This window comes from Lacrimispora sp. (genome assembly GCF_036758025.1).
Taxonomy (GTDB): Bacteria; Bacillota; Clostridia; order Lachnospirales; family Lachnospiraceae; genus Lacrimispora.
Genome location: NZ_DAIOXM010000014.1, coordinates 18,483 through 31,235, shown reverse-complemented (window position 1 = coordinate 31,235; position 12,753 = coordinate 18,483). Strand labels below are relative to the sequence as shown.

At 46.6% G+C, this 12,753-nt stretch carries 12 protein-coding genes; 8 read left to right on the top strand and 4 right to left on the bottom strand.

Translation table 11 applies throughout. The annotated features are described in order from the left end of the window. The first annotated feature begins 2 nt into the window (after positions 1 to 2). Genes V7M78_RS12945 through V7M78_RS12920 form a run of 6 tightly spaced genes read left to right on the top strand, consistent with a single transcriptional unit; the run spans position 3 to position 6,636 of the window. Complete coding sequence (locus tag V7M78_RS12945; protein ID WP_333650165.1) at positions 3 to 983, top strand: ABC transporter permease; 981 nt, start codon at positions 3 to 5, stop codon at positions 981 to 983. Continuing rightward, the gene (locus V7M78_RS12940; RefSeq protein ID WP_333650163.1) at positions 976 to 1,848 is read left to right on the top strand and encodes an ABC transporter permease; all 873 of its coding nucleotides are present in this window, start codon (positions 976 to 978) and stop codon (positions 1,846 to 1,848) included. Before V7M78_RS12945 ends, V7M78_RS12940 begins: the two co-directional genes overlap by 8 nt. 13 nt (positions 1,849 to 1,861) lie before the next feature. Beyond that, on the top strand, positions 1,862 to 2,848 hold the full coding sequence (locus V7M78_RS12935) for an ABC transporter ATP-binding protein (protein WP_333650161.1): 987 nt from the start codon (positions 1,862 to 1,864) through the stop codon (positions 2,846 to 2,848). A gap of 1 nt (position 2,849) precedes the next feature. Next, on the top strand, positions 2,850 to 3,800 hold the full coding sequence (locus V7M78_RS12930) for an ABC transporter ATP-binding protein (protein ID WP_333650159.1): 951 nt from the start codon (positions 2,850 to 2,852) through the stop codon (positions 3,798 to 3,800). A gap of 59 nt (positions 3,801 to 3,859) precedes the next feature. Beyond that, entirely contained in the window at positions 3,860 to 5,134 is a 1,275-nt protein-coding gene (locus tag V7M78_RS12925) for a glucose-6-phosphate isomerase (protein ID WP_333650157.1), read from the top strand. 23 nt (positions 5,135 to 5,157) lie between these two features. Continuing rightward, positions 5,158 to 6,636, top strand: coding sequence for a sulfatase-like hydrolase/transferase (locus V7M78_RS12920; protein ID WP_333650155.1), 1,479 nt, complete (start codon positions 5,158 to 5,160; stop codon positions 6,634 to 6,636). Positions 6,637 to 6,699: 63 nt separating this feature from the next. On the opposite strand, the gene V7M78_RS12915 is transcribed toward V7M78_RS12920, so the two are convergent. The 4 genes from V7M78_RS12915 to V7M78_RS12900 all read right to left on the bottom strand — a co-directional run bounded on the left by V7M78_RS12915 (position 6,700) and on the right by V7M78_RS12900 (position 10,766). Continuing rightward, the gene (locus tag V7M78_RS12915) at positions 6,700 to 7,740 is read right to left on the bottom strand and encodes a Gfo/Idh/MocA family protein (protein ID WP_333650153.1); all 1,041 of its coding nucleotides are present in this window, start codon (positions 7,738 to 7,740) and stop codon (positions 6,700 to 6,702) included. A 4-nt stretch (positions 7,741 to 7,744) separates the two neighbouring features. Beyond that, positions 7,745 to 8,620, bottom strand: coding sequence for a sugar phosphate isomerase/epimerase family protein (locus V7M78_RS12910; RefSeq protein WP_333650151.1), 876 nt, complete (start codon positions 8,618 to 8,620; stop codon positions 7,745 to 7,747). 14 nt (positions 8,621 to 8,634) lie between these two features. Then, positions 8,635 to 9,738 (bottom strand): Gfo/Idh/MocA family protein, encoded by a 1,104-nt coding sequence (locus V7M78_RS12905; RefSeq protein WP_333650149.1) that lies wholly within the window; start codon positions 9,736 to 9,738, stop codon positions 8,635 to 8,637. Positions 9,739 to 9,851: 113 nt separating this feature from the next. Beyond that, the gene (locus V7M78_RS12900; protein WP_333650147.1) at positions 9,852 to 10,766 is read right to left on the bottom strand and encodes a sugar phosphate isomerase/epimerase family protein; all 915 of its coding nucleotides are present in this window, start codon (positions 10,764 to 10,766) and stop codon (positions 9,852 to 9,854) included. 235 nt (positions 10,767 to 11,001) lie between these two features. On the opposite strand from V7M78_RS12900, the gene V7M78_RS12895 reads away from it, so the two are divergent. Continuing rightward, the gene (locus V7M78_RS12895; RefSeq protein ID WP_333650145.1) at positions 11,002 to 12,234 is read left to right on the top strand and encodes an ROK family transcriptional regulator; all 1,233 of its coding nucleotides are present in this window, start codon (positions 11,002 to 11,004) and stop codon (positions 12,232 to 12,234) included. A gap of 15 nt (positions 12,235 to 12,249) precedes the next feature. After that, positions 12,250 to 12,738, top strand: coding sequence for a hypothetical protein (locus V7M78_RS12890; protein WP_333650143.1), 489 nt, complete (start codon positions 12,250 to 12,252; stop codon positions 12,736 to 12,738). Positions 12,739 to 12,753: the final 15 nt, after the last annotated feature.

The window sequence follows — 12,753 nt, the reverse complement described above, 5'->3', positions numbered from 1 at the left end:
AAATGCTTAAGTATGTTATCAACAGAATCATTTGGATGGTGCCTATTGTACTGGGAGTTACAATCCTGATTTTTACAATGATGACGTTCTGTCCAGGAAATCCGGCAGAAATTATATTGGGTTCCACTGCCACAGAGGCAGATCTTATGGCGAAGACAGAGGAATTGGGCTTAAACAGCCCATTCCTGGTTCGCCTGGGCACTTATATGGCAGATGTGTTTGTCCGCCATGATCTGGGTGCGTCCTGGATTACAAAAATTGATATTGTATCAACCATTATGGAGAGACTTCCGCGAACCCTGGTTTTAACACTGATTACACTTTTGATTTCTTTTGGTATCGGGATTCCTCTTGGCATTATGGCGGCTACCCATCAAAACCGCTGGCAGGATTCTGCATCGATGTTTCTTGCCCTGTGCGGTGTGGCAATCCCTAATTTCTGGCTGGCTCTGATGCTGGTGCTGGCATTTTCGGTGAACTTGGGCTGGCTTCCTCCTATGGGGATTGACCAAGGTCTGAAATCCTATATTCTTCCGGCAATTTCCGGGTGTATGGGAGCATTGGCTACCTGTGCCCGGCAGACAAGATCTTCCATGCTGGATGTGATCCGGGCAGACTACATAACAACGGCCCGCTCCAAGGGGGTAACGGAACGCATGGTTATATTGAAGCATGCACTGAAAAATGCGTTGATTCCTATTATTACCATGTTTGGAACAACCTTTGGAGCCCTTCTGGGCGGTATGATGATTATTGAAACCGTTTTTTCTATTCCGGGAATGGGAACTTATATCATTGGTGCAGTAAATAACAGGGATTATCCGATTGTTCAGGGCGGTACTATTTTCCTGGCAATCTCTTTCAGTCTTTGTATGCTGGCAGTGGATCTCCTCTATGCAGCTGTAGATCCGCGGATTAAAGCACAGTATGCATCAAATAAAAAGAAGAAAAAAGCAGCTAAGGAGGACGGGCAGAATGGATAATGCGCAGGCAGTCAGAGCCAAAAAAAACAGCGAGCTGATGCGCATCCTGCGTCAGCTGTCTAAAAACCGACTGGCAGTAGTAGGATTGATCATCATTGTGATTGAAGTCATTGTTGCCATTCTTGCACCCTACATCATTCCATATGATTATACAACTATGGATATGGCCTCTGCTTTTGCAACACCATCACTGAAGCATTTATTTGGATGCGATGATATGGGACGGGATATTTTCAGCCGTGTCCTTTACGGTGCAAGATTTTCCATTTCCATGGGTGTTCTTTCTATTGCCATAGCGACTGTGGTTGGATGTACTGTGGGTGCAATCGCAGGCTTCTACGGAGGCTGGATCGATAATTTGTTAATGCGTTTTCTGGATATCATACAGGCGGTTCCGGGCCTTTTGATGAATATTGTCATTGCTGCTATTCTTGGACCTGGATTTATCAATACAATTATTGCCATGGCCTTTGGCTATGTTCCTGGCATGGCTAGAATGCTGCGGGCTCAGATGCTGAAGGAACGGGGAAATGAGTACATAGAAGCAGCCCATTCCATCAACTGCAGCGAGTTCCGGATCATTGTGAGCCATTTGATTCCCAACTGTATGTCCCCTATTATTGTACAGGCAACCATGGGTGTGGCTCAGGCAATCACGCTGGCAGCCGGCTTAAGCTTTATTGGATTGGGCATTCAGCCTCCGACTCCGGAGTGGGGAGCTATGCTTTCCGGTGCACGCCAGTTTATCCGTCAGGCCCCCCATTTGATTTTTTTCCCCGGTCTTGCAATCGCAATCACTGTACTTGCCCTGAATCTGATGGGTGACGGACTTCGTGATGCATTGGACCCCAAATTGAAGAATTAAAGGAGGAGCGAATATGAATAAGGAAACAAAGTTCCTCTCAGTGAAAGACCTGGTTGTAGAGTTCGCTTCTGATGGTGAGATTGTACATGCAGTAAACGGCGTTTCTATGGAACTGGAACGGGGGGAAACTCTGGGTCTTGTAGGTGAAACAGGAGCGGGAAAAACAACAATTGCAAAAGCGATTTTAAGAATTCTTCCGGACGTAGGATGTAAAATCCGGGGAGGAGAGGTTTGTCTGGAAGGCGAGGATCTTTTGAAGCTGCATGAAAATGACATGCGAAAGATCCGCGGAAATAAGATTTCCATGATTTTTCAGGATCCTATGACGGCTTTAAATCCTGTACAGCGCATAGGCGAACAGATTGCTGAGGTTGTAAAGCTTCATAATGATGAACATATCAATCCGGAGAAGCGTGCCAAGGAGATGCTGGAGATTGTAGGAATCCCGGCTGAACGATATTATGAATATCCCCATCAGTTTTCCGGAGGCATGAAGCAGAGAGTGGTCATAGCCATAGCTTTGGCCTGTAATCCGGATCTTCTCCTGGCAGATGAGCCGACAACTGCTCTTGATGTTACGATTCAGGCTCAGGTACTGGATCTGATCGGAGATTTAAGAAAGAAATATAATACCTCTATGCTGCTGATCACTCATGACCTGGGTGTTGTAGCCCAGGTGTGTGACAGTGTTGCAGTGATCTATGCAGGTAATATTATTGAATACGGAACAAAGGAACAGATTTTTGACCATCCATCCCATCCTTATACGAAGGGACTCTTTGGTGCAATTCCGGATATGAACGAGGATGAGGAGTGGCTTCATCCCATTGAAGGGCTTCCTCCGGATCCTACCAACCTTCCCCCGGGATGTGCTTTTGCACCACGCTGCAATCATGCCGGTGAGGTCTGTTTAAAGGGGCCCATAGGGATTGCAAAAACAGCAGACGGCCACGATTGCCGTTGCTGCCGTTTGGATGAAATTGCAAGGGAGGAGGAATAGGATGGAACCGGTAATTCAAGTAGAACATTTAAAAAAATATTTCTCTACTCCGCGCGGAATGCTGCATGCCGTAGATGATGTAAGCTTTACTATTGAAAAAGGAAAAACCCTTGGTGTGGTAGGGGAGTCCGGATGCGGAAAGTCAACTCTTGGACGTACCATTATCCATCTCCATGAAGCCACAGATGGGAAGATAAGCCTGGAAGGCCAGGATGTCACCAAATTAAGCGGAAAAACGCTGAGAGAGGCCAGAGAAAAAATGCAGATTATTTTTCAGGATCCTTATTCCTCTCTGGACCCAAGAAAGACAATCCGAAGCACGATTACAGAACCGCTGAAGGTGTCCGGCAAGATGTCAAAGGCAGAGATCGAGAGAAAGGCAGATGATCTCATGGAGCTGGTTGGAATTGACCAGCGGCTGAGATTGGCCTATCCTCATGAGCTGGACGGAGGACGCCGCCAGCGTGTGGGAATAGCCCGTGCACTGGCCTTGGACCCTAAGTTCATTGTCTGCGATGAACCGGTATCTGCTCTGGACGTTTCCATTCAGGCACAGGTGCTGAATCTTCTTAAGCTCTTACAGGAAAGTAAGGGATTGACCTATATGTTTGTCACTCATGATATGTCAGTTGTAAAACATATTTCCGATGATATTTGTGTTATGTATCTTGGCCAGGTAGTAGAAAAATGTGGATCAAAGGAACTATTTCGCAACCCCTTGCATCCTTACACAAAAGCACTGCTTTCTGCAATTCCCTCGACTAATATTCATAAACCTATGAAAAGAGAAATTCTTCATGGAGAAATTACATCTCCCATCAATCCGAAGCCTGGCTGCCGTTTTGCAGCACGCTGCAAGTTTGCAAAGGAAGTCTGCAGCCAGCCTCAGGTTCAGGAGGAAGTATCTACAGGTCATTTTGTGTCCTGCTGTCGGATTAAGGAATTAGGCTAAATATCAAAAAGAGAGGCAAATTCATATTGGGATTTGTCTCTGTTTTTAAGGAGGATGCTATGAATGAACTTAAATTAGAAATCATTGATCAAGCCGGATGGCTTGTACAGGAAGAAATCCAGGTGATGAAAGATAAATATGCCCTTCTCCTTGATGCGGTAAAAAAAGGAGAAGAGCAGTATAAGGATAGTCTGGGCTGGCTCGATGTGGACCGTTGGGCCGGAGAAGACTGGATCTTGAAGTATGAAGAGCTTGCAAAGGCAGTTCAAAAGGATGGCGATGTTTTAGTTGTCATCGGAATCGGCGGATCCAATCAGTCGGCAAGAGCTGTGGTAGACGCAATTGGTTCAAAAAATCATGTAAAGATCGTATATGCCGGAAACAGTATTTCAGCGGACAGTATTTGTAATGTACTGGAAGAGATAAAAGGAAAAAGTGTATACATAAATGTAATTGCAAAGAATTTTGAAACCTTGGAACCGGGCATCGGATTCCGGGCACTTCGGGCATTTCTGAAGGATCAATATGGGGCTGAATACTCAAAAAGAGTGATCTGTACCGGAACATGCGGTACAAAGTTCGAAGAAATAGCCAGGGAAAAGGGATATTATTTCCTGCCCTTTCCCGAGGATGTGGGAGGGCGGTATACCAGCCTGACACCCATCGGACTTTTCCCGCTGGCAGCAGCAGGACTGGATATCCGTGCTATGGTGGAAGGTGCCAGGCACATGAGCCGGAGGCTTCAAAAGGAAGATGCGGCTGAGAACATAGCACTTGAATATGCAGTTGTGCGGAATATGCTGTATGAAAAAGGACTGAAGCTGGAGATGCTCTCCTGTTTTGAGCCAAGAATGTTTCGTTTTGCAAAATGGTGGATGCAGTTGTTTGGTGAAAGTGAAGGAAAGGACAATAAGGCATTGTATCCCGTATTTGGAACCTTTTCGGAAGACCTTCATTCCATTGGCCAGTATATCCAGGATGGAGATACGATTATGTTTGAAACCTTCCTTAAGGTTGAGGACACCGGAGCTTCCTATGTGATTTACGGCGATGATGTAGAGGATGGGTTTTCTGTTCTGGATGGAATGGATTTTGATGAGATCAACCGGGTTGCATTTGAGGCTACTGTGGCAGCCCACAGTGAGAAATTTCCCTGTCTCATACTTTCTATACCGGCCATTGATGAGGAAACCTTTGGACAGCTTTATTATTTTTATCAGTTCATGTGCTATCTTTCTGCAAAGATTCTGGGTGTGGATCCGTTTAATCAGCCGGGAGTGGAAGCATACAAAAACTACATGTTCAAAAGTTTAGGAAAATGTGTTGAGGATTAGACTGGGATTCCAAAGGAGGAACTATGGTTAGAGATATTCTGTTATATATGTCTGATCAGCACTCATATAATTTGCAGGGCTATGCAGGCAATCCGGTTGTCCGCACGCCTACGCTGGATAAACTGGCAAAGCAGGCAACGGTCATGACTAATGCCATGACTTCCTGTCCGTTATGTGTTCCGGCCAGGGCTTCCATGATTTCCGGACTTCTTCCCAGCAATAATGGAGTGCTGTTCAATTTTAATTCTATCAGCTCAGACCAGGCTACTTTTCTGCACAGCCTGACTGTATCCGGCTATGATACGGTGCTCTGCGGACGGATGCATTTTGTAGGACCGGATCAGAGACATGGCTATGCAAAACGTATTGCGGGCGACAGAACTCCGGTATTTCATAATGGGGTGCCGAATCAGGGAATGAAAGGAGGAACCCAGATCAGGGGCTTCGATGAAAACAGCTCTGTATATTATATGGGCGGAGGCGATTCACCGGTCCTTGCTTATGACCGCTATGTGACAGCCAGAGCATTGGAGTATCTGGCCGGGAATTATGAAAAACCGCAGTTTATCACGGTAGGTGCATATGGGCCCCATTTCCCCTATGTGGCACCGAAGGGGCTGTATGATTATTATTATGATAAGGTTTCCTTAGAGGGAGCAGAGAAGATTGCGGGTGAGCATCCGGTACTGGACGGTAAGCTTTGTGAGACGGACCCTGATGTGGTAAGAGCGGCGAGAGCGGCATACTACGGACTGGTGGAGACTACGGATTATCATATAGAGACGGTTTACAAGGCCTTCCGGGAATACGTGGAGAGGAACGGACACGAAGGAATCTTTATCTATGTTTCAGACCATGGAGATATGAACGGTGACCGGGGTTATTATGGAAAACAGGTGTTTTATGATCCTTCGGTACACATTCCTTTCCTGATTGAGGGAGACGGAATTCCCAAGGGAAAGGTGATTGATACTCCGGTCAGCATTATGGACATGGGGCCTACCATCTGTGAACTGGCGGGAGCAGAAATTCTTCCGGGAGACGGAAAGAGTCTTGTGCCTGTCATAGCAGGTGAAGCAGTGGATGAGGAACGCATGGTGGTAAGTGAACAATACATGTATCTGCCAAATGGGGATACCTGCCTGGGGCGTATGGTGCGGTATCAGAACTGGAAATTCACCACCTATTCCGGGTTTGAAGGAAAGGACCAGCTTTTCGACTGTAAAGCCGATCCTCATGAACGCTGTAACGTTATTGGAGAGTATCCGGAGATTGCCGGACGTTTGAAGGCAAAAACTGAGGAATATAAGGATTATGATACGATTATGATTCATGAAAACTGGCTGATGAATCAGCTTAGAATCCTTACAAAATGCAATTATGATGATCAGGAGGAAAGGTGGCCCTGTCCGGAAATCCCTATGGTGGAGAATCCGGTTCAAAGAAAGGCACCTTTCGAACCGACTCCTTGGGCAGCAGCCATGAGAAAGAAGCTTCAGTAGGATATAAGAACATAAAAATAGAGGTGGCCATGATTTGGCGTTCACCTCTATTTTATTGCTGTTTTATATGGTTACTGTGTCAGAAATCCGGGCGGAGAGATAGATGCCCAAAACAATTTCCAGGGTTTTCTTTGCATCCTCAGGACTCCAGGCCATGGGCTCTCCATGAATGAGAGCCTCATAGCAGCTTCTTATCTGCTTTTCGTGGAAAACACCCCAGTAACTTTCGCCGCCTGCTGTACTGGAGTCAAGGCTGGGAAGAATGGTCTCCCTTTCTCCGTTTTCCCAGGAGATGTCCATCTGATCTGCGGTCAGAAGGGCAGTTCCGTTTTCACAATGAATTTCTATGCGTATGGGGCTGTTTTTGGTGTAATAGTTGCAGGCAAAAAAGCTGTATACGGCACCGTTTTCCAGAGTAATGGCTGCATCTGCCACATCTTCCACCTCAATTGTTTCCAGGACTCTGCGGGCGATGTGACCCTGAACCTTGACAGCGTCCATGTTGGTCATATACCGGACCAGGTCAATGGAATGGATTGCCTGGTCGATAATCACACCGCCGCCTTCGGTCTGCCAGCTTCCCTTCCAGTCACATTCATAATAACTGGGAGGACGGTGCCATGCCAGTATAGAAAATGCGCCTTTCACGGCTCCAAGAGTTCCATCCTGAATCAGGGAACGGACCCGTTCCACACCGTCGATATAGCGGTTCTGGAAGATGACACCCAACTGTTTTTGGCTTCTTTTACTGGCGTCGATCATCTCATCAGCGTCCTTTAAAGAGATTCCGATGGGTTTTTCCGTCAGCACGTTGACACCTGATTCCAGGGCTGCCACCGCATATTCGCAGTGGAGATGGTGGGGCAGAAGGAGGTGAAGGATATCGGGGTGATGTTCCCTGAGCAGGTTTTTAAAGCTTATTAAGTCTACCGTATCAGAGGCAGCGCAGCCGGGGAAGTTTTCCGCAAATTTCTCTGCACGGTCAAGGTGCTTGTCCATAGCCAGCACCACTTCCACAGTTTCTGAGCCGATGTTTTGCAGTGCAGGAACATAGGCAGAGGTGATTCTTCCGCAGCCAATAACGGCTGCACGAAGTTTAGACATACGATCATCTCCCTTCTGTCTGGAGCATGTCACGGATTCCATGAAGATAGCTGAGAGCCTTTTGGTAGCTGGACTGATCAAAGTTTCCAAGTTCGTACTCCACAATTGCCCAATCATTTTCATCAAGATTCTGGTTCAACTGTCTCATGAGACGGGGATAGTCCATATCTCCGGTGCCAAGGTCAACGTATCCGGCATGAACCTCATTGAAATTTAAGGCCATGGGGTTATCTGATTTCTTGTAGTCTCTTAAATGAACATAATGGAATCTGCCGGGATACTGTTTTAAAAGTTCTGCCGGATCAAAGCCGGATACGGCAGCCCAGCCGGTATCCAGGGCAAAATGAACTTCGGGAGCGTAGTCCGCAAGGGCAAACCAGATCAGGCCGTCATCGGCAAATTCCCAACTGTGGTTGTGGTAATTGACACGGACACCGTATTCTTTGTAGATATCCCCGGCAATGGCATTGAAGTTTTCAGCCATGATCCGGACATTTTCAGGATCGTGAAGGTCCTTGTGGGGAACACCTTTGGCCAGGGTACAGGTTTTAAGCTGCTCCATGTCCGGAACTCCGCCGGTGACAATGATATTTTTATCGGGAAGCACAGAAACAAACCGGGCAACTTTTTCCATGGCAGTCCGGGCTGTGCCAGGATCATGGAGAAGATCTAAAAGCTTTACATTGTTGGCGTGCATTCCGGCCAGAGCTACATGGTATTTATCCAATACAGCGGTCAGCTTTTCCCGGTCCTCGACTCCGAAAAAACGCTCCCCCAGTTCACAGCCTTCGGCGCCGGAATCTGCCAGCCGTTTGATTACGGCTTCTGTATCCGATGCAATTTCAGCTCCGTAAAGGACACAATGAGCACCTAATTTCATAATTGATTTCCCCCTTAATTTTCGTTTATGTGTACAATTTCCTGACGGTCAGCGGAATCCTGGGCATACTGGATGAGAGTCTGGATATATTTTCCCCGTTCAAAGGTGAGAAGTGTGTCACTTCCTTTTTGAATGGCATCCAGGAACTGGCGGATTTCGTAGTAGAAGTTAATGGCAAAGGGAACCCGGGGAGCGTTTTTGTCTCCGCCGTAGCATGACTCCGGAACAGGAACCACTTCCGGCTGTTTGGAATAGCCGCCGTTTTTATCCTTTAACTGGAGTGTCAGTTCAAATGGCCGGTTTCCGTGGAAGGTCATTTTTCCGCCTTCTCCCACAATTTCCAGCATAAAGGTTGCACCTACCCGGCTTGCTGTAAAATTATAAAGGGTTCCTCCGGTAGTGCGGCAGATCCAGCAGGCCACATCATCATTGGTCACAGTTCCCATTTCGCCGGGCTTTTCTATGATCTCTCTTTCCTTAATGCATGTGTCCTGCATTGCGGTGATGTCGCAGATGGGGCCACAGATATCGCGGAGGAGATAGTCGCAGATGTCCATCATATGGCTGCCAAAGTCGGCTAAAGCACCTGGACCGGAAAGCTCCTTCTGCATGCGCCATTCCAATTTGACTTCCGGGTCGGCAATGCGGTCACCACCTTGTTCTTCCCGGACAAAGAAAATTCGTCCCATGACTCCCTCATCGAGAAGCTGCTTCATGTATACAAACCCTGGAATATCCCGGTAGCACAGGCCGATCATGGCAACCTTTCCGGTTTCCTTTGCATACTTTAATGCCTCGTCGCAATCTTCTGGAACAGGAGCAAACGGTTTTTCACACAGAACGTGTTTTCCTGCTTTTAAAGCAGTCACAGACAATTCCACGTGGGTTGAATTTGGTGTACATATGCTGACCGCATCGCAGAGGGAAAAGAGCTCTTCAAGACTGCTGCATGCTTTTGCATCCTTCATTTCCAGCTTTTCGATGTAACCCTGGGCACGTCCTTTTGCAATATCATAGACTGCCGTAATGACTGCATCCTCACAGCACTGATATGCCTTAATGTGATTCTGCGCGATGCCGATGGTGTTTCCGCTTCCGATAATACCGATTCTAACCATGTTAATACCTCCGCCTTTTTATTGTTTATATGTAACTGTTCAGGACGGGGATTTTCTTGCATGACACTGATTTTAACCCCATTATTCCTCCGTACTGGACTGTTAAATTTATATTATAGAATGAGGTTTTCCAGATACGCTTTCCCCTCAATTAATCCGTTTTCTACAGCATCAAGACTTCCTTCGTAAGCTGCATCCTCATGCTCTAAGCTGATGGTCCCGTCGTAGCCGTTTTCTTTCAGCAGACCGATGAGTTTTTTCCAGTCCAGTTCGCCTCTTCCGGGAATGCGGTAGCTCCACCAGCTGAAATCTGTTAAGATACCGGTGCGCGCCAGTTGTTCCCGGTCAATGGCAGCGTCTTTTGCATGAACGTGAAAAATCCGGTCCTTAAATTCGCTGACCGGTGCATAAGGGTCTATCATCTCCCAGACAAGGTGACTGGGGTCATAGGCAAGTCCTGCCAGATCACTTCCCAGACGGTCAAAAATCTGGGTCCACATTACAGGGGAGATGGCAATATTGCCCATGAGAGGACAATTTTCAAAGCAGAGTTTCACATTGTTTTTTTCTGCCAGTTCTACCATGGGACCCAATACATCCACCACCTGATCAAGACTCCGGACAGGGATGCGCCGGATCATGTTTCCCCTGTCTTTTACGGAAGGGTCACGGTCATAAATGCCTTCCTCAATACTCTTGTTAATTCCCGTAGAAGTCACCACCTTTGGAATTCCAAGGGCACCGGCAAATTCAATCCGTTTCTTTAATTCGGCCAGATGTGTTCCGGCTTCTTCCTTATCTGTGCTTAGATAATTGCGGCAGTAGATCAGTGTTGAAATGGATATTCTGCCGTCAGACAGGACTTTTTCATAGGAATTCCGATCCAGGGGGAGCATGGGGCCGCATTCCAAGTCAGTAAATCCGTGTGCTGCCCCCCAGTCGGCCACTTCCTCCAGAGTTTGAAACTGATTCCCGAAACTCCGCCCTGCCTGTTCCACAAGTGCATTTGTTATGAATCCGATTTTCATATTATGTTAATCTCCTGATATGATATAGTGTGAAACATGTAAAAAATATATTTAATAAATTAAATTGATTAAGAAATACCTATAGTCATTATATAGAAGAACAGGCATAAAATCAACATATATTAGTATTTTTAATATTTTTTTTACAAATTCAAAAAAGTGTGATATGATGGATTTATAAAATATAATTTATATAATTAATAAATAGAAGATGAAAATTCAAGGGGGAAACAGTATGCCTGTATTACAGGGAAAAAATCTAATGAAAATAAAGCAGCAGAATATGGAGTCCATTAAAAGGGTGCTTTATCAGAGTGCACCTATTTCCAGGGCTGAGATAGCGGAACGGCTGGAACTGACTCCGCCTACGATCACCAATATTGTGCTGGAGCTGATTCAGCAGGGAGTCGTACAGGAGCTGAAGGGAGATCAGAAAAAGCAGACAGTAAAGGGAGTTGGCCGGAAGCCCATTAACATTGATCTGGTTGCAGAATCAAGGCTGGCTCTGGGAATTTCCCTGGGAAGAGATGTGACTCATTACTGTATTACAAATCTCAGAGGAGAAGCCCATATTCTTGAAAAGACGGATGTGGTATCTGATGATTATGAGACCATGCTGGAACAGATGAAGAACCTTCTGCATACGGTCAGGAGCAGATATCCTGCGGAATGGGAAAAGCTGCTTGGAATCGGAGTTTCGACTCCGGGAATTGTGGATTCAGAAAGAGGTATCCTGAACAATCTGGAGACAGAACGAGTAAGCTGGAACGGACGTTTTCTGGCAGATGAGATCAGTCAGATGGCAGGGCTGCCCGCTATGCTGGAAAATAATGTTCAGGCCAGGGCATCCATTATATCCCTGTTCCGGCCGGAGCTTTTAGACGGTGATACCACCTTTGCGCTTTGCCATGTTGCATGGGGGATTGCATGCCCCATTATCCTGCGGAATCACTCCCTGATGGGCAATGATTTTGCAACAGGTGAGATTGGAAAGATGATTTTAGATCCTAACGGTGTGAAAGTTCCTCATTGCGGAAAGCCAGGAAGCTTAGAGTCAACCTCCAGTCTCCGGGGCATTTTAGAGCTGTGCAGACAGGCCATGGCAGAAGGAACGTGTGAAGAACTGCTTAAAATCTGTCAGGATCCGGAAAAACTGGAGCTTGAGGATATTCTGGCGGCTCAGAACAGGGGAGACAGGGCAGTCTGCAAAATTATGGACAATGCAATGAAATTCCTCGGAATTGCACTGGCTAATATGGTCGGAGTCATCAATCCCCATCGGATTTTCCTTGGGGGAGGTGTTTTCCGGAACTATCAGAACTTTGAGGTGGCCCAGTCTTCCCTTATGAACCATGCATTCCGGGCCAGTGATGAGAAGCTGGAAGTTTCCTTTATAGACCTGGGAGAGTATGGCGGAGCAGTGGGGGCAGCGGCAAAATGCATTGAACGGTTTTTTATCAAAGGGTAAATGAGGTAAGGTGTTATGACGAGTAAATTTCGGATCCACACGTTTAAATATCTGATAGCAGCCGGGACATCAGCGGTATCTCTGGGAATGGCGGTTCTGATGTTTTATCTTCACGAGTGGCGCGGAGTGGTCATGTTCCTGTTGGTGGCCTGTCTGTTTGCCTGGATAGCGGTACTGTATGGGGCTGTGATCACCATTGACAGAGATGAAATCCGAATGAGTTTTTGGGGAATACCCATAAGAAAGAACACCTGGAATGAAATCAAAGAGGTTGGGGTGGTAGGAACAAATATTTTCAGGGCAGAAAAGGGAAAGTACACCGGCAGCCGTTACATTTATTTTTCCACGGAACCAATGGATGAGAATGAGCGGTTCCGGCTGGCTATGAAGTGGCCGCCCGGAAAAATGATATATCTGCTTTACACCAGAGAGAGGGTGGACCGGATCCAGGCCATTTGGGACAATGAGATATCTTCTTATCATGCGGGAGATATATTTTTTTAGTCAGGAGGATACATA